Annotated in this window: 24 protein-coding genes; 5 read left to right on the top strand and 19 right to left on the bottom strand. The window is 52.2% G+C overall.

All coding sequences use genetic code 11. The features are described from left to right. The first annotated feature begins 66 nt into the window (after positions 1-66). Together BLW36_RS12480 and BLW36_RS12485 are read left to right on the top strand one after the other, a co-directional pair. Complete coding sequence (locus BLW36_RS12480) at positions 67-1,092, top strand: AraC family transcriptional regulator (protein ID WP_091388993.1); 1,026 nt, start codon at positions 67-69, stop codon at positions 1,090-1,092. A gap of 81 nt (positions 1,093-1,173) precedes the next feature. Beyond that, positions 1,174-2,619 carry a coniferyl aldehyde dehydrogenase gene (locus tag BLW36_RS12485; protein WP_091388997.1) on the top strand — a complete coding sequence of 482 codons (1,446 nt, stop codon included), beginning with the start codon at positions 1,174-1,176 and terminating at the stop codon, positions 2,617-2,619. A 456-nt stretch (positions 2,620-3,075) separates the two neighbouring features. Here BLW36_RS12485 and BLW36_RS12490 read toward each other — a convergent pair whose 3' ends face one another. The 14 genes from BLW36_RS12490 to BLW36_RS17205 all read right to left on the bottom strand — a co-directional run bounded on the left by BLW36_RS12490 (position 3,076) and on the right by BLW36_RS17205 (position 17,505). Further along, positions 3,076-4,140, bottom strand: a complete 1,065-nt coding sequence (locus BLW36_RS12490; RefSeq protein ID WP_091389000.1) for a peptidase M42 — start codon at positions 4,138-4,140, stop codon at positions 3,076-3,078. Positions 4,141-4,352: 212 nt separating this feature from the next. Further along, positions 4,353-4,712 carry a cupin domain-containing protein gene (locus tag BLW36_RS12495; RefSeq protein WP_091389002.1) on the bottom strand — a complete coding sequence of 120 codons (360 nt, stop codon included), beginning with the start codon at positions 4,710-4,712 and terminating at the stop codon, positions 4,353-4,355. Positions 4,713-5,278: 566 nt separating this feature from the next. Then, positions 5,279-5,503 carry a DUF7661 family protein gene (locus tag BLW36_RS12500; RefSeq protein WP_091389005.1) on the bottom strand — a complete coding sequence of 75 codons (225 nt, stop codon included), beginning with the start codon at positions 5,501-5,503 and terminating at the stop codon, positions 5,279-5,281. 534 nt (positions 5,504-6,037) lie between these two features. Then, positions 6,038-6,475 (bottom strand): hypothetical protein, encoded by a 438-nt coding sequence (locus BLW36_RS12510; RefSeq protein ID WP_091389011.1) that lies wholly within the window; start codon positions 6,473-6,475, stop codon positions 6,038-6,040. Between the two features lie 360 nt (positions 6,476-6,835). After that, complete coding sequence (locus tag BLW36_RS12515) at positions 6,836-7,225, bottom strand: septal ring lytic transglycosylase RlpA family protein (protein ID WP_091389014.1); 390 nt, start codon at positions 7,223-7,225, stop codon at positions 6,836-6,838. Positions 7,226-8,667: 1,442 nt separating this feature from the next. Beyond that, positions 8,668-9,075: a VOC family protein gene (locus BLW36_RS12525; protein ID WP_091389019.1), complete on the bottom strand. Its 408-nt coding sequence runs from the start codon at positions 9,073-9,075 to the stop codon at positions 8,668-8,670. 117 nt (positions 9,076-9,192) lie between these two features. After that, a complete protein-coding gene (locus BLW36_RS12530; RefSeq protein WP_139304887.1) occupies positions 9,193-9,669 on the bottom strand; it encodes a hypothetical protein in 477 nt (158 codons plus the stop codon). Beyond that, on the bottom strand, positions 9,651-9,875 hold the full coding sequence (locus tag BLW36_RS17200) for a hypothetical protein (protein ID WP_139304888.1): 225 nt from the start codon (positions 9,873-9,875) through the stop codon (positions 9,651-9,653). Before BLW36_RS17200 ends, BLW36_RS12530 begins: the two co-directional genes overlap by 19 nt. 162 nt (positions 9,876-10,037) lie before the next feature. Further along, positions 10,038-10,409 (bottom strand): hypothetical protein, encoded by a 372-nt coding sequence (locus BLW36_RS12535; RefSeq protein WP_091389024.1) that lies wholly within the window; start codon positions 10,407-10,409, stop codon positions 10,038-10,040. 105 nt (positions 10,410-10,514) lie between these two features. Continuing rightward, positions 10,515-12,719, bottom strand: coding sequence for a DEAD/DEAH box helicase (locus tag BLW36_RS12540; RefSeq protein WP_091389028.1), 2,205 nt, complete (start codon positions 12,717-12,719; stop codon positions 10,515-10,517). After that, positions 12,716-14,041, bottom strand: coding sequence for an ATP-binding protein (locus BLW36_RS12545; protein ID WP_091389031.1), 1,326 nt, complete (start codon positions 14,039-14,041; stop codon positions 12,716-12,718). The genes BLW36_RS12540 and BLW36_RS12545 overlap by 4 nt, the downstream gene beginning before the upstream one ends. Positions 14,042-14,045: 4 nt before the next feature. Beyond that, complete coding sequence (locus BLW36_RS12550; RefSeq protein WP_091389035.1) at positions 14,046-16,316, bottom strand: tellurite resistance TerB family protein; 2,271 nt, start codon at positions 16,314-16,316, stop codon at positions 14,046-14,048. A 188-nt stretch (positions 16,317-16,504) separates the two neighbouring features. Then, positions 16,505-16,888: a DUF6869 domain-containing protein gene (locus tag BLW36_RS12555; protein ID WP_091389038.1), complete on the bottom strand. Its 384-nt coding sequence runs from the start codon at positions 16,886-16,888 to the stop codon at positions 16,505-16,507. Positions 16,889-17,028: 140 nt separating this feature from the next. Beyond that, positions 17,029-17,505, bottom strand: coding sequence for a hypothetical protein (locus BLW36_RS17205; protein ID WP_139304889.1), 477 nt, complete (start codon positions 17,503-17,505; stop codon positions 17,029-17,031). 748 nt (positions 17,506-18,253) lie between these two features. Here BLW36_RS17205 and BLW36_RS12560 point away from each other — a divergent pair. Then, on the top strand, positions 18,254-19,294 hold the full coding sequence (locus BLW36_RS12560; RefSeq protein ID WP_091389042.1) for an integron integrase: 1,041 nt from the start codon (positions 18,254-18,256) through the stop codon (positions 19,292-19,294). Between the two features lie 103 nt (positions 19,295-19,397). Here the strand turns inward: BLW36_RS12560 and groL are convergent, their stop codons facing one another. The 3 genes from groL to BLW36_RS12575 form a co-directional block, all read right to left on the bottom strand. After that, positions 19,398-21,038, bottom strand: a complete 1,641-nt coding sequence (groL, locus tag BLW36_RS12565) for a chaperonin GroEL (protein WP_091389044.1) — start codon at positions 21,036-21,038, stop codon at positions 19,398-19,400. 62 nt (positions 21,039-21,100) lie between these two features. Then, on the bottom strand, positions 21,101-21,394 hold the full coding sequence (locus tag BLW36_RS12570) for a co-chaperone GroES (protein ID WP_091389047.1): 294 nt from the start codon (positions 21,392-21,394) through the stop codon (positions 21,101-21,103). Between the two features lie 205 nt (positions 21,395-21,599). Further along, entirely contained in the window at positions 21,600-22,091 is a 492-nt protein-coding gene (locus BLW36_RS12575; protein ID WP_091389050.1) for an FxsA family protein, read from the bottom strand. Positions 22,092-22,233: 142 nt separating this feature from the next. Between BLW36_RS12575 and cfa the strand changes: the two genes are divergently transcribed. Continuing rightward, positions 22,234-23,382, top strand: a complete 1,149-nt coding sequence (gene cfa / locus BLW36_RS12580) for a cyclopropane fatty acyl phospholipid synthase (protein WP_091389054.1) — start codon at positions 22,234-22,236, stop codon at positions 23,380-23,382. 71 nt (positions 23,383-23,453) lie between these two features. On the opposite strand, the gene BLW36_RS12585 is transcribed toward cfa, so the two are convergent. Both BLW36_RS12585 and BLW36_RS12590 read right to left on the bottom strand, forming a co-directional pair. After that, positions 23,454-24,215 (bottom strand): SDR family oxidoreductase, encoded by a 762-nt coding sequence (locus BLW36_RS12585; RefSeq protein ID WP_091389056.1) that lies wholly within the window; start codon positions 24,213-24,215, stop codon positions 23,454-23,456. Between the two features lie 75 nt (positions 24,216-24,290). Further along, positions 24,291-25,322: a DUF481 domain-containing protein gene (locus tag BLW36_RS12590; RefSeq protein WP_091389059.1), complete on the bottom strand. Its 1,032-nt coding sequence runs from the start codon at positions 25,320-25,322 to the stop codon at positions 24,291-24,293. A 154-nt stretch (positions 25,323-25,476) separates the two neighbouring features. On the opposite strand from BLW36_RS12590, the gene BLW36_RS12595 reads away from it, so the two are divergent. Next, positions 25,477-25,812, top strand: coding sequence for an MGMT family protein (locus BLW36_RS12595; RefSeq protein ID WP_091389062.1), 336 nt, complete (start codon positions 25,477-25,479; stop codon positions 25,810-25,812). Positions 25,813-25,989 lie beyond the last annotated feature (177 nt).

Consider the following 25,989-nt stretch of genomic DNA (forward strand, 5'->3'; position numbering starts at 1 on the left):
GATGCTCGACGTCAATCCGTCGACAATCACGTACAATCAGCGCTGAATTTGTGTGGAGTCCATTGCATGCTGCCCATGGTTCGCGCCAGTGCGCTGTCGGGATACAAGAAGCTGCTACAGAGCTACGGGGTCGATGCCGACCAGCTGCTCGCGCGCCTGTCCCTGCCGGCCGATTACCTGGACAGGCCCGACCTGATGATTCCGCTCGAAACCAAGGTGGAACTGCTAGAGCTGGGCGCCGAGTGCAGCGGCTGCGAGCACTTCGGGCTGGAACTGGCGCAACGGCAGAACATTTCCATGCTCGGCGCTCTGGGGCTGCTGGTGCAGCAGTGCCCGACGCTGCGCGACGCGCTGACCACCATCAGCACATCCATCGGCCAGGCGGTGCAGGGCCTCGATGCCTGGCTCGAGGAGCGGGACGACCTGGCCTACCTACGAGCCACCTACCGGCTCGACGGCCCCCAGGCCCAATCACGCCAACACAACGACAACACCCTGATCGCGGCCTACAACATCATCTGCTTCCTGCTCAACGAGAGAGTAGCCCTGCGCTCGGTGTACCTGCGCGGTCCGGAACCGACTTCCATAGCGCCCTACAACGCGACCCTGAATGCGCCGATCGTATTCGCCAGCGACTGCAACGGTCTGGTGTTCGACCGCAGCTATCTCGACCGACCCGTGGTCGGCGCCAATCCGGAAATGCGCGGGCTGATCGACGGCTTCCTGAAGAAGAAACAGCTGGACGACTTTCAGGAGCGCCTGCTGTGGCTCATCACCAACCTGCTGCCACGCGGCCCGGTGACCCTGGAAACCGTCGCGGAAAATATCGGCATGGCACCCCGCACCCTGCAGGCGCGGCTGGGCCAGCTGGGCACCAGTTTCCAGCAGCTGCTCGACCGCGCGCGGACCGAGCAGGTGTGCACCTACATGCTGGATGGCGACCTGAGCCTGACAGAGATCGCCGAACTGGTCGGCTACAGCCAACTGAGTGCCCTGACCCGCGGTTTCAAGCGCATCATGGGGGCCAGCCCCGCCGCCTGGCGCAGGCAGATGGCAGCGCAACCGGCGGCACCTGCGCGATCTGTCAAATAGCCGACGCGATCGGTCAACCGCGATCCCCCCGAATCGGTTAGTCTCGATAGCTGATAACAACAACTCCCCTCGGGTGACGCCATGACCACAGAGACCCTGACTCGGCAGGATGTCGACAAGACGCTGCTGCAAAACCTGCTCGACTCCCAGCGCCAGGCCTACCTCGCCGACCCCGTGCCCGACTACCGCCAGCGGGTGCAGGACCTGAAAACCCTGGCGCGCATGCTGCGCGAACACCAGGAGGCGCTGGTCCAGGCGATCTGCGCCGACTACGGCAACCGCTCGCGCAATGAGACCCTGTTCTGTGAGTTCTACCCGGTGCTCGACGGTATCAAGGACACGATCAAACGGTTGAAGAAATGGATGAAGCCCCAGCGCCGCCATATCGACTTCACCGCCTTCCCCACTTCGTCTAACCGCGTGATTCCGCAACCACTGGGCGTCGTCGGCGTGATAGTGCCGTGGAACTTCCCCGTCAACCTGACCTTTGCGCCGCTCACCAGCATATTCGCCGCCGGCAACCGCGCCATGGTGAAGATGTCGACCAATTCCAGCCGGCTGGCAGCGCTGCTGCAAGACATCAGCGGCGACTACTTTGCCGAGGACAAACTCGCGTTCGTGGCAGACAGTGGCGGCACGGGCCCGCTGTTTTCCAGCCTGAAGTTTGATCACCTGATTTTCACCGGCTCCACTGCCACCGGTCGCGCGGTGATGCGTGCCGCCGCCGACAACCTGACCCCGGTCACTCTGGAGCTGGGCGGCAAGTCGCCGGCGATCGTCGCGCCCGACTTTCCGCTCGAAACCGCCGCCGAGCGGGTAATGTTCTGGAAGCTGATGAACGCCGGGCAGATCTGCACCACCGTGGACTACCTGTTCCTGCCGGAGCAGCGCGTGGAGGCTTTTGTCGACAAGGCCAGGCAGCTGGTACAGAAGCGCTATCCGGACCTGCAGGGGCGCGACTACACCTCGGTCATCGACGACACCTCCTACCGCCGCCTGTGGGCAAGCCTCGATGACGCCCGCGCGAAGGGTGCTACGGTGATCGACTTGTCCGGTGGCCAGGGCAGCCGCGACGACGGGCTGCGCAAGTTCCCGCCACACCTGCTGCTGGACGTCACCGACGACATGGAAGTGATGCAGCGAGAGATATTCGGGCCGCTGCTGCCGATCAAGACCTACACCCGTCGCGAAGAGGTGATCGCATACATCAATGGGCGCGACCGGCCGCTGGCGATCTATCCGTTTACCAACGATAAGTCGCTGTGCGACTTCTATATCGAGCGCGCGATTTCCGGCGGGGTGTCGGTCAACAACTGTGTGCTGCACGTGGGCCAGCACGATATTCCGTTCGGCGGCGTCGGCGAGAGCGGCATGGGCCACTACCACGGCTACGAGGGCTTTATCACCTTCTCCAAACTGCGCCCGGTGTTCTACCAGGGGCCGCTGGATCCCCTAAAGTTGTTGATGCCGCCCTATGGCAAAACGGCCAATAAAATCATGGACCTGATGCTGCGGATGACCCGCTAAGCGTAAAACTGAAAAAGGCCCAGCCAAGTGCCGGGCCTTTTTGTTTGAGCGCGCGATTTTTTATTCACAAATCGAATCGCGATGCCGTTGTGGCTTAACGCGCCTGACATTGCCAATGAAGCGCCCGGGTAGTCAGGAACCAGGCATGAGTTTTTCCTAACGGTACTGCTCGTAAACGCCCTCACCTTTCCGATACCGGCGGACCTGAATGCCAACTCGCCGGCCCGCATTTACGACAGTCGGGACCTGTACGACGATGAACTTTCGGCCAAAGCGCTGGACCTGTCGACAATCCGCAGCAAACTGCACGGCCTCGGCTTCCGCCCGATTACCGATGTGAGATTCGTCGGCGGCCACTGGAAGATCAGAGCCCGCTACGGCGGCAAGATGCGGGCGCTGGAAGTGGATCCGGACAGCGGCCTGATCATCTCCGACCGCCCGGATCGCGGCTGAGAGTCAAAAGGCCCCGTATTCTGCGCTGATCAGCGTCAGCAGCTGGCTGAAGGCCTGGTTCGACTCCAGCGTCGAAGACTCTTCCATCGTGTGGTAACCGGTGGTGGGTATCTGCAGCGTGGTGCCCTGCACGAAGCCATTGGAAGCGGCGGCTATGCGGCCCATCTCGGTACTGCCCAGCGACTGGGGCTCATTGCCCTGCGCCAACGCCAGCCGGTTTTGCTCCTCGATATAGGCATCCTTGTAGCCGAAGCTGATGCCGTGTTCGCGGCACAACCCCTCCAGCAATGCCGTGGCGCCGGCATGGAATGGGGCATTGACATCGCGCCGGCGCAGCACGACTTTCTGCTGGTCGGCGGTCGCCCGGTCGGGGTAGGGACTGGTATCCACCACCACAAGCTTGTCGGTGCCACCATTAAAGCGGCGGAACCACTCGAGCAGGTAGCGCCAGCTACTGCCCGCCTCCTCCTGTGCGGTAAAGAATGCCGTGCCCTGGAACCCGAGCGCGAACAGGTGCACCAGGTGCGCGGCGGTCAGCACGTTATCCAGCTGCGCACTCAGGATACCGTCATTGATAGTCAGGTGATCGGTAAAGGCCACCGGGGTGCCGGCCACAAGGTGCTCTAGCCCGTCCACTTCAAAGATCAGGTTGTTGCGGTACTCGCACACATAAGTGCGCTTGATCACGCCCGCGCCGAAGTAGGAACCAGACCAGGGCTCGTACGCGGTCACGGGCACGGCCTGGAAACGGTCGACGATTTTCCGCATCAGCTTTTCCGACACCGAATTGCCCAGCAGGTCGGAGCGGTTGCCGGCAACAAAGGCCGCGTACTGGAATTCGTTCGGCCCGGTACAGATAAGACCATGGCGGTCTATGTGGGCGGAAAACATCGCGGTGCCGGGCTTGCTTCCCTGGGCCACCAGCAGGCCCTCGTACCAGGTCACCCTCGCCCCCCGCTCTTCCAGCTCCCGCTGCAGCACCCGGAAAAACGAGTGCTCTGCCCCCACCACACTGGGGCTGCGGATCAGGACTTTTAACAGGTCGATAAACTCTTCCGTCTTCTGCATGGATGACAGGTCTCCAAAGTGGGCAGGCACGAATGGCACTGCTGCGCAGTATATCCCTGTTGGGGGCAGCTCAGCGATAGGGCAAACGGCAGGCGGCGGGGCCGCCCCAGGGCACGGGAGGCGAGACAGGCATCAATCCAGCGCGACCGGATCCGGACGACCCGTGGGGCAGCAGGCGCTGGCGTAAAATGGGTGGGTTCAGGCGGCGCGTACTATCCGGGCACAGCGAAATCCGACATACCCTGAAAGTCGACAACGACGACGGGTTCATCGCCGACGACCCAGGCATCGTGCCCCACCGGCAGCAGCGAGACATCGCCGGCCTTGCACTCCAGCACGGTCCCCTCATCTGTCAGGATTTTAAGCACGCCGGAAACATGATACTGAAAGTGCGGCGCTTCGCAGCTATCCGTGCCGGCAATAGACTGCAGAGAATCAGACCAGCGCCAACCGGGCTCGAAGGTGGCGCGCCCTACGACACCGCCACCAATCTTCAGGAGTTCAACCTTCCCGTTGGGAAACTCCCGCACTTCATCCGGCTCGGCGAAGCTCTTCACCTCGGTTCCATCCATATTCCAGTCCTGCCAGTCTCTTCACACGGTGAACAGGCGCCACATTATCCGTGGCCGTACCAGCTCAACCGCTAACTACAGCGCAAAGGTCAACAATTACGAGCGAGTAATATCTATAGCAGCTGAGCGTAGCAGGCGCTTCAAGATACGGATATGGAAGTCACCAAAGTCCACCTCTACGCGAATAGGGGTGAGGTCAATCCGGGGGGGCGATAGGAACTCGGCTGTTCTCCCCGGCCGCGGCGGCCACAAGACACCATGATAGCCGCACTTTTCATTGTCACAGTAACAGCCGACATCGAAACTGGTGGACATCGGCGGAGCTGCCCGCGTGCCTCGCTTGCGCCAACTACTCTAAACTTTGCACCGACTGCGGCAGCTAGACATCCCGCAAATCGCGAATAGCAAAATCGCTTTAGAGACTGTCTCAGATCGGACAATAGGAAATTCAGATACGAAAATCGTTATCATGTCGGCGCAAATAGACGCACCGTAATATACGCACCAGCACAAGTTAGCGGATAAAAAGTAACGGTAAAAATATTCCCGGGAGACTGAATCAGTGTTCAGTGGTCCTTGATCTCACGAACCTGTTCGTCAGGTCGTGCCAGCTCGTGATAAAAATCGTCCAGATAGACCAACAGCTCGTCCGACTCCACCTCTGGTGGAATCACCAGATCCCGGACCGCTCGCCGCTTTCCATCGCCCAGGTAAAAAGCTTCCCAGCCGCCTGACTCCCTTCTGATTTCAATAACAAAGCGACCGAATATATCAAATTTCAGCGTTATCATAGGGATGAAGGTCTATCATAAAATGGAAGTAATTTAACACCTCCAATAGGCGCGACTTACTTAGCGCGCTTTTTACGCGAAAGCGAGAACGTAGCCACCGCGTAAAAGTCACACATGCGAGCCCTCGCGGAAGACCGTAGGCCCGTAGCGAATTACTCGGCTTTGTTGTAAATGAACTCGCGATACACGATCTACTGCTCCGAAAGGTCATTGCACAACTGACAAGCAACGCGATTCTTGTAATTTCTTATACGTACAACAAGGAAGATGGTTGAACTTATAAACGCCCATAATACGCCAAACTCCAAAGCGTACTCCAACCCTCTGCCTTTTAAATATTGAACACCTGAGAACAGGGCAGACAATGTCAGTAACATCATTAGATATTGGAACATCCATTTCCTGACAGGCACGGAAAATCCTCCTTTGCGCATTCAATATGCATAATGCCAACGGCAACCAAGACTAAAAAAAAGCAGTGCAAGCCATCCCGCCGGCGAAGAGCGCCCGGCAGAAGCAACCTGCTAACTGCCACTAGCCTGTTGTAATTTGATGCTCTTTTTCTGGCTTGAAGCCTGCTGCAAGCGCCAATAAATACCCTCCCAGAACAACATCAATAATGCCACAGAATTCCGGCCACCAATCGGGAGAACCTGTATTTATAAACATTAGATCATGGTAAACATCATAGATTCCATGGATGACCATACCCACACCAACCAAAAACCAACGTAATCGCCTGCGGCTTTTGAGCGCAAGCCAAGCGATAATAAAAAATGGTATCGAGGCGGCGACTTCATTTAGAAGTGCCTTTCCATCCAATGCCGAACTAGCGAATAGCCAATAATAGAGTGGAAACGTAAAGAGTAAATACGGATAGCCTTTTCGACTTGCTTCAAGCCCACGCTTATGGAAGGTAATCCCGATGACAATTGCGGTTACGAAGCCAATCGACAACCAAGCAGCACTCATTGCTTATAGCTCTCTAAGCCAGAAATCCTGCAAACATAACACCCACAGCGGAAACTGGTAAACACATTTTTCCAGCCCTGTTGATTACAATTTTTACATGTCGATCGGCTCGGCCTTCGGCGGTTCCCAACTCTAAACGTCTGCTGTATGCGCGGTCATAAATTGTGGCCCGCATTTCTTGCAATGATGCTAGGCTGGCTGAAAGATATTGTATTGCAAGACCTCTCTACAGTAGGTTATCGGCATACTCGGCATTGCTTTGACAAGATATTGAATGCAGCCATAACCTCCCTATTGACGCCTGACGCCGGAGTTAAGCTGCAACTTGTAGCGCCGTCGGCTTGAACGACTTGTTATGTGCTACCTTAGCACTTCAATTTTTACGTTGATTAAACCCAATGACGTACTACCAATACTACTGAACGCAGCTTTTGAGAGATCAATTATGCGACCTTTGACAAATGGTCCACGATCATTGATCTTCACAACGACACTTTTGCCATTCTTTATGTTTGTTACTTTTACCATTGAGCCAAACGGTAACTTTTTATGCGCCGCTGTATGAAGCTCGTGCTTATAAATTGCTCCACTGGCTGTCAGCCTATTCTGCAGCTTATCCGCATAATATGATGCTTGCCCAGTTTCAGCAAAACCACTCCAGCTGCTTCTGCCCCCCGGCTGGGCATTTGAATATCCTGCTATCACGCTGATGAATGCAATTGCCAATATATTTTTTAGAGTGATCACCATAATATGAGCCTTTTATTGTTCTTACATAACGCCAACAACACGGGCAGATTATCTTGTGTGCGTTTTTCTCAAAAATGGGAGCGTAGCGCCAGTGCAAAAAAGGTAAGCTTTCACGCGGAGGCCCGCAGTCCCGGAGCATTCTGCCTGTGATTGTTATGCATGAATTACGCGCCTACCACAAGCTAAGACAAGTAAGCCAAGACCTCAACGAACTTTACGGATCGTTTTAAATAGTAACTGCTAACGCGAAAGATGCTATGCATATTTCAAAAATAAGAATTATTAGTACGGCCCAGCTCTTGTGCTTTTTTAATGCAAAAAACATAAAGAGACTAGCTGTCACAATGAGTTACAGCAAAAATCCTGTAATTTCTTCTTTCATGCTTCCCTGACTTTAAACTGCATAGCGCCCGGCTCGGCGCGACATAGCGGCGCTGAGTCTTCGTGTGGAAATGTGAGCGCAGCGAAAATCACAAGAACAAAGCAAAGCTCATGGAGTCGGCTGCAGACACTTGTTAAGTGTAAACCTACTCTCCAAAGGCAATCAGAACAGCGCTGCGGTCATCTTCATTGGAAATCCCGATATACCGGTCACTACCGATCCTGTACTCCCCTGCGAAATCATACTGGAAAACGTAGTATTCTCCTGCATATGGCCGGACTTCGAAGTCAGGACAGGCATTTATTCCGCAGCAACTCAGTCCAGCACTTGGGCCGAGAAAATCACGGGCCCGCTCTTCTGCTTCCTCAAATTTTATGAACATTGACACTTAACGCCAGGCTAAGGAGCGCAGACATGGGGCTATAACCGGAAGCGACCCAAAGTTTGCGTCCCAGCATCCGCGCCAGCATCCGCGCCAGCGGGTGCGACTTTAGCCCCTTGTTAGGCATACATATCCTCCACGAAGTACGTTAAACCTAGCGTAACGCAAATAATGAATAGATTTATTGCGACGCGAACAAGCCAAGAAAAATCGCCATAAGAAATACTATATTTTTTTGATGCTATTACTAGTGCACCCATCAAGCCAAACCAGGGCGTGAAAAACAAAACGGTCTTCCACTTAACGAGAGAAACAGCTAAATCGTGGAGCGCACCACTTACCAAAAACGTGATAAAAACAGCTAGCCATACCGGCACGAAGGAGCAAAGTGGTCTCATTACGTTACGCGATAAATAATAGGCCCAAATTGGATTCCAATAGTACCAAAATTCTGGAAAAGACCTGGCACCCAAAGAACGAGACAGCATATTCCTCATAGAACGATTCGCGCCTATCGGGACACCGTTTCTTCTTTTTACATATTGGGATAGTGACAGTGTATTTTGCATGATAAGTCCGTATGCCTAACGCCGCGGACAGCGGTGCGAGCTTGCGGGCGTCCGACAGGCGGAGGCTCCATAGTGCTGCGCTTGGTTATGTGTAGACCCGACTGCCAGTTTAGTTCGAAAGATTAAGTTGCCAGGATACGCCATACCTATCATTTAACCACCCAAATTTTTGGCTAAACCCGTAGTTATCTAAAGGCATTAGCTCCGATCCATCTTCCGCTAACACCCGAAAAACTTTCTCAATTTCACTCGCCGATTCGCACTCAACATACAATGACATGGAGGGTGTGAAGCTAAACTTATGGTCGAGGTGACTATCAAGAGCCAAAAACTCAGCGCCATTAATCGAGAACCTAGCCATCTTGGTGGAACCTTCTGGTTCATGCTCACCAGCTTTGTAGCGCTGGATATCCGTGATCTTTGAATTGGGGAATATGGAGGTATAAAACCTGATGGCTTCCTCAGCTTTTCCTGCTTGTTTTCCAACAAACATAAGCGATGTCGTAATAGATTTCATCTGTTACTCCGTTCTGATTCATACATATAACGCCCTAATAACCGGCGGCCGAAGCGTAGCGTAGGCTGTCCGGCGCGCACCTTTCGCGCGCGAAGTTCATTAGCTTGTTAAGCATGACTACCTAATAAACTCCAATGCTCGTTTGTTATATGCCTCTGCAAAATGTACATTCTCAGAGCACGTAGATGGATCCAAACTCAACCCTAAATATTTACACCCTAGAGGATCTGTAACATACCCGATTTTTACAGAGCCACCTTCCAGAGAGCGTAGAAATTCGAGCGCATCCTTGCGACCTAAGCCATATAGATAGAGCTGATTATTCTCAATACGGCCTTTGAATACTATGAAGCCTTGATCGAAGTCTGATTTAGCTTCCTCAGTGCCCATCTTGACACTAATTTCATGAGAAGAAACATTCTCAACAACCTTCTCACTACTTTGTATTTGTGTAAATAACACAGCCGACAAAGTAAGAAGGACCGCCACCGCTAAAATCACTATATTCTTGGGCATGTGCTTAACGCCCGCAGAGGCACGAAGGGCCGGCGCAAACTGCCTGTGGTTGTTTTGTTTTACACGCAGTGGTAGCAAATATCGCTCCATAGTTCTTTATGTTCCCGCTTTAATCCAACACCATTGGAGTGAGAATCTACGCTAGCAAGGACCCATTTTCCTGGCGGAAACCTTCCTTCTTTTTCACATTGATCTAGACCGATGAGGATTTCGTCCTTCTTTTCATCGGAAATATACGTTTGGGCGATCAAACGTAATCCATCATAAATTTCCTTATTTTCCACGGAGTCCTCTTGAAACATAACGCCGCGAGCAGCGGCAGCTTACTTTGAGCGCTTTATGCGCAACAATGGGAACGAAGCGACCTGCGCATAAAGTGCACAAAGTAAGCTGTCCGGTGGAGGCCCGCAGGGCCGGAACGAAACGCCTCGCCTTGTTATGTATTTTCAGTGTATTTTACTTAAAATTGCACCAGCCATCTGCATATGAGTTTTCGCAGACATGATCAAAACCAGCTTTTCTCTGAGAACTGGACTCTCTAGTCCGTTAGATTCCGCTTCAATTTTTGCATTTTCTTCAGCCTTTATCAGGCTTTCTTTGAGTGCTGAGAATTCTTCCGTTGTGAAATTGTAAAGTACCTTACAAGTCTCAATTTCATCGAGTGCCTTTTTTGTCAATTTTGCATCGGTAACGCACTCAATGGACATTTTTCTATAATCTGACGCCTTAGCATCCAGAGTCACTAAATAAGAAAGCTCATCAGCCCCAAAGCAGACAGCGGGGAAAAATAATATTAGGAATAAGGAGATAATTTTCATTCTGCTTCTCATGGTGCATAACGCTTTGCTCACCGGTAAATTAGGAGTGCAGCGAGTAATTTATCCGGGTGCAGCAACTTGTTATACGGCATTAGGATAGACATCTCAAGCAAGGTTTCCTAATATCCACTGTTTGGCAGCCGCAGAATTAAAAGCTTTTCTCCCATACCCTTCGGTTAACAAATCTTCAGGCAGATACTCATCATATTTTTCAACAAGCTTTTGCTGTATCGAAAGTGTTTCAGCAAGCTCGATTTCATCTGGTAGCACATCATTTGCCATGTCGATTAAACAGTTCTTTATATCATCTGCATTAGAATTTTGTACTTCAATAACACCAGCGAAATTACTGCATACATAACCACTTCTAATTAGTAAAATGGTAAGCGTGTTAACAACTTTGTCGCCCATCCATGAGAAAATATAACTATGCTTACCGCTTTGATAGACAGGTTGTTTTTCAAGGTCAGCCTCTTTAAAAAGATATGCACCCTCTTGAAAAAGCCGTCTTCCGAGATTATCTACAAAATCTATTTTCTGATTTCCAACCTCAATGCGATAGTCACCATTGCGGTAGATACTTAGCATCTCTTTTCGAACCCTGTCATGAATCGACATGCCACTGCCGTTAAATTTTGGAGGTTTACCACCCTTTGTAGAAGTGACATAGATGACTTTCTTTTCATCATCAATATCCGTGACCTTCCATCTACGACCACCAAATATAATGTGCTGATCTTTAAGAATTAGGGAATCGACAGGCAGTGTTCCGAGCGTTTTGCTTCCGGCAACAATACGGAATTCTTCCGGTGTTTTAAAAACAGCATAGAAAGTATAGGAATTGGTAAGACGTTCTCCCTCAATTCCCACAACCAACTCACCGCTATTGAGTTGTTGTATTAATTGGACTGTCCCCATATGGGACAACAATTGTTTAAAATGCTGAATCGATATTTCTTTGAATGATCCTTGCTCACATAATAAAGAATAAAGCTGGTCAGCCCTGATGCTTCCCCATTGCGCAATTACCGCAAGAATCTGGTGTAAAAAAGTAGAAAGATGCATTTGTTCTGTATCTGCCGGTTCAAACCAGTTCTCTACAATGAGTAATCGAATCATCGCTAGTGATTGAACCAACTCCAATCGAAGACCATCCACAATATTGGATTTATCATTCAGTTCATTTTCTGCGATTAACATACGCAATATGGAAGGGGAATTCCTTCTGCCAGACCTGCCTAACCGCTGACGTAAACTTGATACTGAGTGTGGAGCAGTAACCTGAATGACAGAACTCACTTTCCCGATGTCGATACCTAGCTCTAAGGTCATGGTACAAATAGCTGTGGTAGGTAGGGTTTCTTTCTGCAATCTGGATTCTAAATCTTCCCGAAGTTCTTTAGCTAATGAACCGTGATGAGGGTAAAACTCATTGGGTACAACGTGTTGTTCGCATAAATCACTTAGCTGTGCAGCGATGCTTTCTGTCCGGCTGCGGCTATTTGCAAATACCAGATGTGAGTCACCTCTACAGAGCCTAAATATTTCCTGACAAATCTGCTGTTCAGCGGAAGTACGTGCTTCATCCGCCATGATGTCTACCGGTTCTAAATATCCTTTAACCTGAACCTTAATAGTGCTTTGGTGCTGGCTACTGGTAATGGTTTCGCAAGGCAGGCTTTTATTTGGTCTAAGAGAAAGCGGTACTTTCTCAAGCTCTCCGAGTGTCGCACTTAGCGCAACCCGTGGAATAGGATTAGAGATTCGGCCAGTTATGTGTTCAAGACGGGTAAGCAGAGACAGTAATTGCTGTCCTCGCTCTGTTCCGATAAACGCATGAAATTCATCAATGACAATATATTTGAGTGAGGTGAAGGATTGTTTTATCCATCCTGGCTCTCTGACTAAGAGGGATTCCAAGGATTCAGGAGTGATTAACAGAATACCTGAAGGATTGTTTCTGGCTTTTTTCTTTTTGGATTGAGGGCTATCACCATGCCAAGGTGTAACCTGCATATCCAGCATTTCACTTAAGCTTTCTAGCCTGCGGTACTGATCGTTTATCAATGCTTTCAAAGGACTGATATAGAGAATACCAAAGCCGTTTTCATCGTCGTTAATTGCGCTACATGCGGGTAGAAAAAAAGCTTCTGTTTTACCTGCTGCCGTTGATGCACTAATTAGCACATCTCTATCACCTGACAGAATCGGTGCAATTGCCCGTTTTTGTATTTCCCTTAAATCAGGCCATCCCTGATTAAATAACCATTTTTGTACACGCTTATCAAGGCGCTGATATCCCTCTATCATAATTTGAAATCAGCTAGTCCATCACTATTCAAAATTTCGCCTGTCTCTTCATCCACCATAATTTCATCTGTATCACTTGGACGATCATCCTTAATCGCAATGGATTGAACTAACTGTGACCATTGCATAGAAGGATTTTGTTCCAAGACTGCCAGCATATCCAAAAATGCTTTGATGGTATTTCTCGGTGTGCGGAAATAGGCATCACCGATAGTCTGGCTACAATGGTGTAAAAAAGCTTTGAGAGCATCATCAGGTACTAGATATTTAGATGTATCACCTTCGGCAAAGACATGACGAAGATTCTTCAGGAGAATATAAAGTTCCTCCGGTGTTAAGCTCGCTAGATGTAGTGCAGGTGAGGAATAATCAATAACCCCCGCACGTTGCGCAAAGCTATTTTCAGCTAATCGGGATTGCAATGCTTCATAGCTATATAATCCTCTGCGGGGATCTAATAAAAACTCCGGCGTTCCGCCCAGTAAAAACCCAAGATATTCAGCTGAACCCTGAAGGCAGTCGTTAAGTATCCGGAGAATCTGCTCATAGTTGGATGTACGTGCTTGTGTGCTGCTTAACTTATATAGATTGACCATCTCATCCAGATTGACGAGTAAGCCTTCATAGCCAGCCTGACGTACAAATAGGCTCATAAGTTTTAACGCATCATAAAACGAGTTATCCGAAATAATCGTTCTTACATCAAGATCTCTTCTTGCATCTGTCTTAGTAGTGTATTCAGCACGTAACCAGCGAATGGCATTTGATTTTAATTCTTCATTATCCTGCTCATGACCATTCCAGTAGGCATCAATAACTTTTGCAAAATCATATCCGCCAACCAATTCTGACAAGGATGCTAATTTTTGATGAATTACTGTTGAAACATCAGTATTTTTTTCAGCTGCTTCTTTACGGGCCTGAGTTACAAATCGTTCTACAACACTGGCTAATGCATTTCCATCCGGTTTATTACGGGTTGCCAGATTCCTCATAAGCTCGGAATAAAGATTCCGTGCCTGTCCTGAAGAAGCGTGGACACGTCGATCCGGTGAAAGATCCGCATTGACCGTAACCAGTTTCTTTTCAAGAGCAATGGAGCGTACCACACTCAGAAAAAATGTTTTCCCTGAGCCATAATCACCAATGATAAGCCTGAATGCTGCGCCGCCTTGAGAGATTCTTTCAATGTCCTTATATAACGCTTTGACTTCATTGCTTCGTCCTACCTGAATATGCTGAATCCCAATTTTGGGAGTTACTCCAGATTTCAGTGATTGAATGATTGCGTCACGTTCTTTTAATCGGATACGTTTTTCCATAAGTTTAACCTTCTATCTCTTCTACGATTTCCTGATCGACATAAATTGCGTCTCCATCCTCTTCAAGTACAGCAGCATCCACTTTATCAAATGACCAGTCATTAATAGTTTCCAATGCTCCACTAACCATCAGATCCGAATCACGGCACAATGCCTCCACCTCTTCACGAGTCCATTTATCTTTTCGTATAAGGCTTTCAAACAACGCATAATGCGATTTATCAATTCCGGATTCTTCCTCTACAACAGTGCTATCTGTGGCTGAGTCATCGGATTCATCTACGGGTTCATCTTCCACGAATATTGCGCCCAACATGCTTTGTACATCTTTGGTTTCCGATTCATGTATTGCAAGAATGCTTTCGTCGAGCTGGAATGACGAGGAAGCGAGTGACATAGTTTCTGATTGAGGGCTGGCAGGTCGCATTCCCGCTTTGCTGGATGACATTCCGTGAATGTCGCCAGTTACTAGAGCTTTATCCAGACCTAGCAAGCTATAGAGTTTTTCAAGCTGTTTGATTTCATCCGGGTCAATTTTTCCATCGGCCATCGCAACACCGACCAATATGCGACTGACAGCAGCTTTTTCTGTTTTACCAAGTAATTCCAATCTGGCTTTTAAGCCCGTGACGTTTGAAGGTGTATTAAGTCTCCACACCAGATAGGCATGTAATGATCGTTTCTCGGTAGGAGATAAATTAGTATCGTGGTCAATGAGCTGAGTTAATAAATGCAATTCCGACTGATCGACATGTGAATCAATGGTGGCGACCATAGCGGCTAGACGCAGTGCCATCCCCATTTCACTAAATGCTTTGGAGGGTTCAAAGTATTTACCATGTCCTTCAGGAAATAGAACCAGTTTTCCATCTGCGCTTGTCTTGGCATGGTGGTAACGTGTATCGGGTGCTATGCCATAACCGGCTTTTTGTGCAAGATTCTGAATTAATTCAGCTTCCTTTTTATTGATCTTGGCAGGTAAAGGCGATTTGGTATATGTCCAGAATTCCTCGACACTTACCAGACCATTTTTCGTTGAAATGGCATCATCTGCCCATTTTTTAAACTTTCCTAATCCTAATGTAGCGCCCACATCACTAAGATCGTCCGGCAGCAATAATACGGCTTCAATATCGGTGCGGGACGTATCGGGTTTAGCAAGATAGCGGCTATACGCATCTAATTCAGTAGTACATTCGTCTGCAATGGCAATTAGTTTATTTACAGGGCCTTTCAAGTTGCTTGGATCGGGAAGATCCTGTTGAGGAAATGATATTCCTCGCAAGGAAGAACTAGCGGGATGATATTCAATCTTTAATCGTGTTTTATTGGGTTTGACGATAATGCCGTCCCCGTATTTTTTGCTATAGAGGCGTGTAAACATCTGGCTGAATTCATAGCCACAACGCCGTGCCGGTTTCTTCAGATTATAATCCGGATAAAACCTAATCCATGCCAACGCCAGTTCAGCAGAAACGGGCTTTTCTTCATTTACCGTTGTGGCAAGGCGATGTTTAAATAGCAGTGAATCTCTTTGAGGTGTTTTTTCAAGTTCCGGATGTGATACTACGTGAGGCCGTAATAGACACATGATTTCTAAAAGACGTGTAGCATAATTTGAGAAAGATCGACTACTGCCGTAAATGCCTTTTAAGCGCAGTATTTCGTCAAACAACGATTTAAATTCTGAGTCATCCACCGCCTGCTTAATTGAATCAACAGTAATGCGCCTTTCAATGCCATAGAAATAAATAAACACATAACCTAAAGGTGTCTCTGGATCACTTCTATTACTCGATAGCCAGCTTAGGAAAGCACCACGCCCTTTAGGGGTGAGCGAGATAAATTTAGGCCAATATCCTAAACTTTCATCTTCATAACTTGATGGTTTGTTTTCAATTTTTAGCGAATCATCAACTAATGAGGCTTCCGTTCCATACCCATCTAACGAACTGAGCCTTCCGCCAAAATAAAAATTACCGCCAGTAAATGTTTGTCCCTTTATGGAGATAGATTCACCGGATTTTATCCATTTCCCCGGCGTTTTGTTTTTGCTTTTTTCCTCTTCATAGCCATAGGAAATACTGAAGGTAGCCAGATCGTCGTCATCATCACGATTACTGTTCGCAACAACCCGTCTACTTGTCGTTACACGGATTTCATTTTCGGAACTTGATCTACTATTCTTATGCGTTTGCTGTTTCGAGGACGCTGCCATTGCTTTGATGACGTAGTGCAAAATTACCGCCCCTCCTACTAATAACCAAAATTCCATATTAGCCTCAATTGTAATTTTTTTGGGATTGCACAGTCGTTTCAGCTGCCGTATAACGCCCACAGCAGGGGCGGCTTACGTTGTGTGCGTATTGCGCGATAATGGGAGCGAAGCGACCCGCGCAATACGCACACAACGTAAGACGTCCCGCGGAGGCCCAAAGGGCCATAGCATACTGCCTGTGATTGTTATGCATTGCCGTCCCAGCCACTCCGATCCCAGACATTTTGCACGCGAACCCACACGTCGCTTGCCATTGAATTTTTCCAAACCCCACCAAGGAGACCGGCAAATTTCTCATCTTCTTGAGCTAGCCGCTCTACTCGCTCAATAATTTTCGGCCCATGCTGGGCAAGAACTTGCTCCAACGGACCTGCTGCCAGAACTTCTTTTATCGCATTGCTCTGACTGAAATTCATGATTGTCAAAATCAGATCCAAAGCCTCATTAGGCTTTTCGTAGACGAACTCATACTCAATATCCTCGACCCATTCATATTGATCTCTACGCGGGTCACCGGATTCAAACTCCCACATCTCAATCCACGATCTCGCAATTTCTTCAATATTCATATTGATGCATAACGCCGCCAGCAGCGGCAGCTTGCATGGAGCACCTTTTGTGTAAAAATGAGCGAAGCGAACGCAAAAGGTGCGGAGTGTAAGCTGTCCAGCCCACGCAGTGGGCGATGCTGCCTGGCCTTGTTAGGAGATTACGCCGCAGAACTAGGAGCATAGCCTTTTTCTGAACTGCGAATACTTTTAGACAGAAATAGAACCACACCAACAGCAAATATATTTACCCCAACCTGCCAAGGCTGACCAGATTGCAATAGCGAGAATTTAAACACACTACCAGCTTGAAAATTACCGGTAACGCTTAGGCCACTTAAATTTATAAAAACCGTAAGATGAAATCCACTAGTAAAGAAATATCCGAATATTGGACTCCAAAATGCCGGTATTTGGAGACACCAAAATTTAGACAGACCTCGCTCAAACTTGGACAGGTTCTCAAGTACAGCTATCCCCAACCATACCCCCCATGCATATAGGGCTGTGAAAGCGACGTAAATCAAAACGGGCATCACCCCACTAACACTCATCAGCTGCTCTGCACTTAGAACAACACCAGTGAAACTTCCTCCAAGAGTCAAAATACCTATGACTCTACGCTGGTAATTTTTCATACTTCTCCTAACGCCTCAAACAGACGCGCGCCTTGGCGCGTCGGCTTGCTTTGACTTGTTAAGCGCGACACGCCCACCCCAAAAGTACAGATAAATCACATTCGCTAGAACTGCTACCGCCATAAGGCCACTAAATAGATGATCGACTAGCAACTCATTTAGCTTGTACAGCCACAGACTACACGGGAGAACTGTGTCTTCGTTAGGGGCACAGTGGATGATCATATAACGGTCAAATGGCACGTGTGTAAATGATAGGACGCTCGCTATTGAATATATTCCATAGGAAGCTAAGGCATTAACTCCAAGATTGTATGCTCCGCGCCCGCTCCAGCGCCAAAGAACTTTAGTCAAACATACGAAAGCTAAAGGAGCGATGAAAATTGTCGACAGTATGAGGTTTTCGATGGTCATTATTTTTATGAGTGCTTAACAGTTTTGTTCACGAGCCTTGGGCTTTTGTTTCCGGGGGCTATTGTTTCCAAGTTCTCTTTCTAACCTTTGGGAAACAATTCCTTTTAAAATCAATAGCTTGATATATTCCTGCAACAAAACTTGACCAGAAAAAGAAGCCATGGGCTCCTTTTTTCAGCGACTCTATGTCCCTATTCGCTAATGCCCGCCCCTTTAAAATCAGTTATTTAGCCTATCCGATCCCGAAAACACAAGCCATAGGCTTCTGTTCTCGGCATTGACGGAAGCTGCCTGACTAACTACTGTATATAAAAACAGTCCTGCGAGTGTTGTTATGGATGACATCAGGCAAAGGGTGTCTGTGAGACCCGTACGATTTTTAGACAGGCTGCGTCTGCATATGCGTGAATCCGGGCTGGCGTATACCACTGAGCGCACCTATATACACTGGATCAGGCGCTTCATTCTTTTTCATCGGAAACGGCACCCAAGTGACATGGGTATCCCGGAGGTAGAACACTTTCTTACCCACCTTTCGGAGGATCGGGATTGCTCGGTGGGGACCCAGAGAATTGTGCTCAATGCACTGGTCTATCTCTATGTCCGTTTTCTGGAATTGTCATTGGATGGATTGGCTTTTACTCAGGCTAAGCGCCCGCGGCGGCTGCCCGTGGTTTATAGCCGCGCCGAAATCGCTTCTATCCTGTCCCACCTGAGCGGTGCCGGGCGGCTGCGGGTGCAGCTGTTGTATGGAGCCGGCCTGCGCTCGGCGAAATTGCTTTCTTTACGAGTGAAGGACATCGATTTCGCGAGCAACAACATTTTCGTTCGAGCCGGCAAGGGGAACAAGGACAGGACAACCATGTTGCCCCAGGCGCTGGTCGCAGACCTCAGGCGGCAGATTGAGCGCGTAGAGATACTGCACTCCCAGGATGTAGCGGAGGGCTTTGGGGAGGTTTACCTCCCGGATGCGCTGGCCCTCAAATACCCGAGCGCCTCGCGAGAGACCGCATGGCAATTCCTTTTCCCGGCATCCAGACTCGGGCCCTGCCCCCGCACAGGCGTTGTACGCCGGCACCACTTACATCCATCCGCGCTCGCGAAGCAGATACGCCGGGCGGTGAGGGCCGCGGGAATCCATAAACCGGCTCGCGCCCATGCCTTTCGCCACAGCTTTGCCACACATCTGTTGGAGGCGGGGTACGACCTCAGGACGATTCAGGAGCTACTGGGCCACTCCGACATCAGCACGACGGAGATTTATACCCATGTGGTGAACCGTGGGGATAGGGGTGTGCAGAGCCCGGTGGATCGGCTGTCTCACGTGAATGCCGAGATCAGGGCACCGGCGGCAGGGTACCAGCTCGCAATCTGAATGGGTTCAAAGCCGGCGCAGGAGTGTCTGCTGGCTAAATACAGCAGAAACGAAAAAGCCCCGCAGATGCGGGGCTTTTCTTGGATAGGCTGGGAAAGCCGGCTTACATCATGCCGCCCATGCCGCCCATACCGCCCATGCCACCCATGTCAGGCATAGCCGGCTTCTCTTCCGGGATCTCGGAAACCATGGCTTCGGTGGTGATCATCAGGCCGGCGATGGAAGCCGCAGCCTGCAGTGCAGTGCGGGTTACCTTGGCCGGGTCGAGGATACCCATTTCCAGCATGTCGCCATACTCACCGGTAGCGGCGTTGTAGCCATAGTTACCTTCGCCCTGCTTCACCTTGTCGACCACAACGGAGGCTTCTTCGCCGGCGTTGTCGACGATCTGGCGCAGCGGCATTTCCATGGCGCGCAGCGCGGCGGCGATGCCGTGGTTCTGGTCTTCGTTGTCGCCGGTTACGGAGATAACCTGAGTGGCGCGAACCAGTGCGGTGCCACCGCCAGGTACCACACCCTCTTCCACTGCTGCGCGGGTTGCGTGCAGGGCGTCTTCAACGCGGGCTTTCTTCTCTTTCATCTCGACTTCGGTGGCGGCGCCAACCTTGATCACTGCAACACCGCCGGCCAGCTTGGCTACGCGCTCCTGCAGCTTCTCTTTGTCATAGTCGGAAGAGGATTCTTCGATCTGGGCACGGATCTGGCTGACGCGGCCTTCGATGTCTTTCACATCGCCGGCGCCGTCTACGATCACGGTGTTTTCCTTGGACAGGGTTACGCGCTTGGCGGTACCCAGGTGCTCCAAGGTGGTGCCTTCCAGCTCCAGGCCAACTTCTTCAGAGATCACGGTGCCGCCGGTCAGGATGGCGATATCCTGCAGCATGGCCTTGCGACGGTCGCCGAAGCCCGGCGCCTTAACGGCAGCCACTTTCACGATGCCGCGCATGCTGTTCACAACCAGGGTGGCCAGCGCTTCGCCTTCCACGTCTTCGGCGATGATCAGCAGCGGCTTGGAGGCCTTGGCTACCTGCTCCAGCAGCGGCAGCAGATCGCGGATGTTGGAGATCTTCTTGTCCACCAGCAGGATGAAGGGGCTCTCCAGCTCAGCGGTCATGTTCTCCTGGTTAGTGATGAAGTACGGAGACAGGTAGCCGCGGTCGAACTGCATACCTTCTACCACGTCCAGCTCGTTCTCGAGGCCGGAACCTTCCTCAACGGTGATTACGCCTTCTTTACCAACTTTCTCCATGGCTTCGGCGATGATGGTGCCGACGCTCTCGTCGCTGTTGGCGGAGATGGTGCCTACCTGGGCAATGGACTTGCTGTCGGTGCAGGGGGTAGCCAGGCTGGCGAGGTGATCAACGGCTGCGGTCACGGCTTTGTCGATACCGCGCTTCAGGTCCATCGGGTTGAAGCCCGCCGCTACGGATTTCAGGCCTTCGGTCACGATGGCCTGGGCCAGTACGGTTGCGGTGGTGGTGCCGTCACCGGCGGTGTCGGAGGCCTTGGAAGCCACTTCCTTCACCATCTGCGCGCCCATGTTCTCGAACTTGTCTTTCAGTTCGATTTCCTTGGCTACGGACACACCGTCTTTGGTCACGGTGGGAGCGCCGAAGGCCTTGTCCAGTACCACGTTGCGGCCTTTCGGGCCCAGGGTGGTCTTAACGGCGTCGGCCAGGATGTTTACGCCTTTCAGCATTTTCTGACGAGCGTCGTCACCGAATTTCACTTCTTTAGCTGCCATGATTCTTGTTCCTCAAATTCTGTCTGCGAGTGAAGTAATAGCGGGGCGTGCAGCCCGGAAGCTTAGCCTTCCAGCACGCCGTAGATGTCGCCTTCGCTCATGATGATCAGCTCTTCGCCGTCCACCTTGAGGGTGTTGCTGTCCGCGTAGCGACCGAACACTACGGTGTCGCCTACTTTCACAGACAGGGCGCGAACGTCGCCGTTGTCCAGCAGCTTGCCCTCACCCACGGCTACCACTTCACCCTGGTTCGGCTTTTCTTTGGCAGCGCCCGGCAGCACGATACCGCCGGCTGACATAGCTTCTTCTTCCTTACGGCGCACTACGACGCGGTCGTGTAAAGGACGAATTTTCATGGATAAGTTCTCCATTGAGTCGTTTCTTAAGGTTTTTTCAACAGGCTCCGGCCTCTGCGGCCGGTGACCTAACGCCCCGCTCTGACCGGCAGAACCGGGGCAAAATTCAGGCGTGCACCCTATCTATGGGCGCACAAGTGGATTTCAACAGCGGCAGATAAAAAATCTGTGAATTTGAAGTGAAACAGGGGCAAGTGATCAAAAATCAGTCAAGCCGATCGGGATCATTCTTGTCTTTGCGGTCGGAGTGACGGTTTTCTCGGGAATAGTCACCCTCGATCACATCGCGATCGCCGCGGCGCTGCTGCCGGTGTGGCGCACCGTGTACGTCGAAGCCCGGGCGGATCACCACCACATGCTTCAGGATTCGCCCCAGTAACAGCTGGCGCAGCCCCGGGATCAGGCAGGCAAAGCCGAGGGCATCGGTAAAGAAACCGGGGGTCAGCAGCAGTGCGCCACCCACGGCCAGGAAGATACCTTCCACCATTTCCCGTGCCGGCAGCTCACCGGCCTGCATTTTCTGCTGGGCGCGCATCACGGTGGAGAGCCCCTGGCGGCGCAACAGCGCCAGCCCCACTACTGCGGTCAGCAGCACCAGGCCGATTGTCGGCAAAGCGCCAATTTCCCGGCCCACGGTGATCAATAGCCACATCTCGAGTATGGGCACGACGATAAACATCAGAAGCAGTGGGCGCATGGAGGGGGTCCTTTTGCAGTCATTCGCTTGGTGAATCGGGCGAATCCGGGTATTTTCGATATGCTGTAGTAAATGAGGGATGGTGGCAAATACTTCAAGGCGCCGCATTCAACTCGGCGCGCCGCAAGCAACGGAGGCTTTGATGGCAAGCGAGCAGCAGGAGACCATGGAGGTACCTAGCATTGGCCGCAGTCGCCACCTGGTGGACGACATTCTGGCAGCGGCGGATATCCGCATTAATGGCGACAGGCCCTGGGATATGCGCCTGCATCGCGAAGAGGCGCTGGATGAAATCATCGCCCGCCACAGTCTCGGCCTCGGCGAGAGCTATATGCGCGGCGACTGGGATGTACCGGCACTGGACCAGTTTTTCTACCGTATCCTCAGAGCCGACCTGCCCCGCCACATCAAGCCGTGGCGCAATGTATGGCGCATTCTGCGCAGTTACCTGATCAACTTGCAGAGCCGCCGCCGCGCCTTTGAGGTCGGTGAACGCCACTACGACCTCGGCAACGACTTCTACCAAGCCATGCTCGACAGCCGCCTGACCTACAGCTGCGGCTACTGGCGGCAGGCTGAAACGCTGGAGGAGGCACAGACCGCGAAGCTGGACCTGATCTGCCGCAAGCTGGACCTGCAGCCCGGCATGCGGCTGCTGGATATCGGCTGCGGCTGGGGCAGCCTGGTGAGCTACGCGGCGCAGAAGTACGGTGTGGAGTGCGTCGGGGTAACGGTTTCCCGCGAGCAGCATGCCTATATCGCCGAACACTACGCGGACCTGCCGATCACCGTGCACCTGCAGGATTACCGCTGCCTGGATCAGCCCTTCGATCGTATCGCCAGTGTCGGCATGTTCGAACATGTCGGCCGCAAGAACCACCGCACGTTTATGCAGGTGGCCAAGCGCTGCCTGGAGAAAAGCGGCCTGTTACTGCTGCACACCATCGGCAAGAACCAGCGCCGCTCCAACATCGATCCCTGGATCGACAAGTACATTTTCCCCAACGGCGACCTGCCCGCCGCCGGCCAGATCGGTGATGCCGCGGACCGGCTACTGACCTGTGAGGACCTGCACAACTTCGGCAGCGATTACGACAAGACGCTGATGGCCTGGCATGAAAACTTCGAACAGAACTGGGAGCGCTTCGCCGACCGCTACGGCCAGCGTTTCTACCGCATGTGGCGCTACTACCTACTGTCCTGCGCTGGTGCCTTCCGCGCGCGGCATATTCAGCTGTGGCAGTGGATGTTTTCCGACAGGTTGCCTGGCGGAGTGGAGCGGGTTTCCTGAGGCTGCCGTGAAATAAAAAAGGGCGAACCCGGAGTTCGCCCTTTATCTTTCTCTTGTCCGTCGCAGTGACGTCAGATGCGCGCCCCGCCGTCGATATCCATCACGCGGCCGGAGACAAAATCGTTTTCGAGGATGAATGCCACGGTGGAGGCGATTTCGTCCTGCTCACCCAGGCGGCGCAGCGGCACCTGCTTGACCAGACTGTCGAGGATTTCCGGACGCATCTGCGCGACCATGTCGGTGCCGATAAACCCGGGGGCAATGGCGGCCACACGCACACCGTAGCGGGCCAGCTCCCGCGCCCAGGTCACGGTCATGGCGGCGACGCCGGCCTTGCTCGCGGAGTAGTTCGTCTGGCCCATGTTGCCGGCTCGGGACAGGCTGGAGATATTCACGATCACGCCGCCCTGACCACTTTCCGCCATGATGCCCGCCGCGGCGCGGCCACAGAGGAATACGCCGGTCAGGTTGACGTCGATTACCGACTGCCACTGGGACAGGGACATGCGGTCGGTGACCTTGCCGTCTTTGCACTTCAGCAGCAGGCCGTCGCGCATGATACCGGCGTTGTTCACCAATACCTGCAGCCCACCGAAATCCTTGGCGATCTGTGCGAAGCCGTTGTCCACTTCATCTTCCTTGGCCACGTTGATCACGTAGCTGCGCGCTTCGGCCCCGTGTTGCTTGCAGGCTTCGACGCTCTGCTGCAGGCCTTCCTCGTTGACGTCGATCAGTGCCAGGCGCGCGCCGTGCTTGGCCAGGTATTCGGCCATGGCGCGGCCCAGCCCCTGACCTGCGCCGGTGATGGCTACGATGCTGTCGGCGATTTGCATGTCGGATTCCTCATCTTCGATTTCGTTATTTTCGTACCTACCCGGCCCTATGCTGCAGGCGCGGGGTCTAAGCGGTTACCACTGATAGCCGACCCCGACCGTCACCTTGGTATCCTCTTTTTCCAGATCCAGTGAGGGCGTGTTGTCGTACAGCCAGTGATAGGCGACTTCCATCAGCAGACCCTCCACCAGCGGTGTGCGCAGGCCCAGTTTGGCATTCGCCTGGTAGTCCTCGCTGCGGTCGAGGGACTGCAGGGTTTCCTGGTCAAAGTAGATTTCCGGCCCCAGCGCGAACTTGTAGCGGTAGTTCAGCGCCAGTCGTCCGGCCGCGTAGCGGTCGTCCTGGTCTTCGCTCAGGGCGGAATCGATAAAATCTTCCTGCAGGCTACTGATACCACCCTGCAGGGAGAAAGCCGTCTTCTCGGTGTCATAAAACAGGTAACCGAGGCCGAGACCCAGGGTAGTGCCGAGGTCCAGATTACGCGCCTCTTCCCGCTGCAGTTCGCTGTTGGCCGCGGCAAACCACTTTTCGGCGAAGATCCAGCGCAGATTGTAGGCCAGCAGGTACTTCTCCAGCCCCTCTACCTCTTGATTGCTCTGGCTCTGATAGAGCGCGTTGATCAGGTGGTGGAAATCACCGTGGCGCACATCCAGGTTGACATTGACATCCAGATCTTCGCGCTCGCGGTTGCCGTGCTCAAAGACACCGCCAGCATTGACGTTGCCGTGGAACGCCACCGGATCGCCGACGAAGTTGATATAGGGTTCAGCGCGGTCGATGGCCGGGAAGTCCATCACCCAGCCGGCGCCCTCGTCGCAGTAGAGTTCCCACTGCTCGCGGCGATGCCCGGCCAGGGCACAGGGGCCCTCGCGACCGGCGATCTTCAGGTCGACATCCACGTCCATGGACACGATCTTTGACTTCTCGATCTTGATCTCGCCAAACGTCTCGGATTTCCACACCACATGCTCTCTCTCGACGACCACCAGTTCACCGTGAACTCGGTCGCCGTTGCTCAGCGTCAGCACGCCGGCTGTGGCATGCAGCGAGACAACGGCAAGAAAAAACAGCAAGATAGACGACAGACGTCGGACAGCAGGAAACACAGGAAAAACCTTGGAATTATCAGGGATTATTTAACAGCGGATTTGTCTGTGGAGAACAACGTACAAACAGACGGTAATGATGCCACATCTAGCCCGGACATTGCATCGCGGCCGAATACAAATCGAGACTTGAAAGTTTCCCCGGGGGGCGACCTTGACTTCACATCGTTCGGATGAAGATTGCGCGACACGGAGCGATGCCCGAGCCAGGATCTATAGCGTGCTCGCAGCGGTGCCGCGGGGCCGGGTCATCACCTATGGCGACCTGGCGGAAATGGCCGGCTATCCGCGCGCGGCGCGGCTCGCTGGCCAGACACTGCGCAAGCTGCCGCGGGATACCAAACTGCCCTGGCACCGGGTGATCAACGCCCAGGGACGCATTTCCCTGCCCGAGCCGGGCGCACAGCGCCAAAGGGAGAAACTGGAAAAAGAGGGTGTCGCTTTCCTGCGCGGCCGCGTGGACATGCGCAAGTACCGCTGGCGGCCCTAGGGCCTGTTGACACTAAATTCGATAGCCGCGTTGCCGCCCCAAAACGGGCCAGGCAAGGCGCGAGGAGCGTGGTTTAGCAGGCTAAATGAGCGATGAGCAACGCGGCATGGCCCGTTTTGGGGCGCAACCCGAAGGGACGGGGCCGTTTTTCCGCAATGCTGCGTTGCAGTTCGCTTA

The sequence above is a fragment of the Microbulbifer marinus genome (assembly GCF_900107725.1).
GTDB lineage: Bacteria > Pseudomonadota > Gammaproteobacteria > Pseudomonadales > Cellvibrionaceae > Microbulbifer > Microbulbifer marinus.

Bases quoted from the DNA above. Each gene is read 5' to 3' on its own strand.
- BLW36_RS12525 (WP_091389019.1), bottom strand. From the start codon at position 9,075: ATGAAATCTATTACGACATCGCTTATGTTTGTTGGAAAACAAGCAGGA.
- BLW36_RS12510 (WP_091389011.1), bottom strand. From the start codon at position 6,475: ATGAGTGCTGCTTGGTTGTCGATTGGCTTCGTAACCGCAATTGTCATC.
- BLW36_RS12585 (WP_091389056.1), bottom strand. From the start codon at position 24,215: ATGCAAATCGCCGACAGCATCGTAGCCATCACCGGCGCAGGTCAGGGG.
- BLW36_RS12550 (WP_091389035.1), bottom strand. From the start codon at position 16,316: ATGGAATTTTGGTTATTAGTAGGAGGGGCGGTAATTTTGCACTACGTC.
- BLW36_RS17205 (WP_139304889.1), bottom strand. From the start codon at position 17,505: ATGAAAAATTACCAGCGTAGAGTCATAGGTATTTTGACTCTTGGAGGA.
- BLW36_RS12570 (WP_091389047.1), bottom strand. From the start codon at position 21,394: ATGAAAATTCGTCCTTTACACGACCGCGTCGTAGTGCGCCGTAAGGAA.
- BLW36_RS12495 (WP_091389002.1), bottom strand. From the start codon at position 4,712: ATGGATGGAACCGAGGTGAAGAGCTTCGCCGAGCCGGATGAAGTGCGG.
- BLW36_RS12480 (WP_091388993.1), top strand. From the start codon at position 67: ATGCTGCCCATGGTTCGCGCCAGTGCGCTGTCGGGATACAAGAAGCTG.
- BLW36_RS12575 (WP_091389050.1), bottom strand. From the start codon at position 22,091: ATGCGCCCACTGCTTCTGATGTTTATCGTCGTGCCCATACTCGAGATG.
- cfa (WP_091389054.1), top strand. From the start codon at position 22,234: ATGGCAAGCGAGCAGCAGGAGACCATGGAGGTACCTAGCATTGGCCGC.
- BLW36_RS12500 (WP_091389005.1), bottom strand. From the start codon at position 5,503: ATGATAACGCTGAAATTTGATATATTCGGTCGCTTTGTTATTGAAATC.
- BLW36_RS12490 (WP_091389000.1), bottom strand. From the start codon at position 4,140: ATGCAGAAGACGGAAGAGTTTATCGACCTGTTAAAAGTCCTGATCCGC.
- BLW36_RS12555 (WP_091389038.1), bottom strand. From the start codon at position 16,888: ATGAATATTGAAGAAATTGCGAGATCGTGGATTGAGATGTGGGAGTTT.
- BLW36_RS12535 (WP_091389024.1), bottom strand. From the start codon at position 10,409: ATGAAAATTATCTCCTTATTCCTAATATTATTTTTCCCCGCTGTCTGC.
- BLW36_RS12560 (WP_091389042.1), top strand. From the start codon at position 18,254: ATGGATGACATCAGGCAAAGGGTGTCTGTGAGACCCGTACGATTTTTA.
- BLW36_RS12540 (WP_091389028.1), bottom strand. From the start codon at position 12,719: ATGATAGAGGGATATCAGCGCCTTGATAAGCGTGTACAAAAATGGTTA.
- BLW36_RS12485 (WP_091388997.1), top strand. From the start codon at position 1,174: ATGACCACAGAGACCCTGACTCGGCAGGATGTCGACAAGACGCTGCTG.
- BLW36_RS12545 (WP_091389031.1), bottom strand. From the start codon at position 14,041: ATGGAAAAACGTATCCGATTAAAAGAACGTGACGCAATCATTCAATCA.
- BLW36_RS12515 (WP_091389014.1), bottom strand. From the start codon at position 7,225: ATGGTGATCACTCTAAAAAATATATTGGCAATTGCATTCATCAGCGTG.
- groL (WP_091389044.1), bottom strand. From the start codon at position 21,038: ATGGCAGCTAAAGAAGTGAAATTCGGTGACGACGCTCGTCAGAAAATG.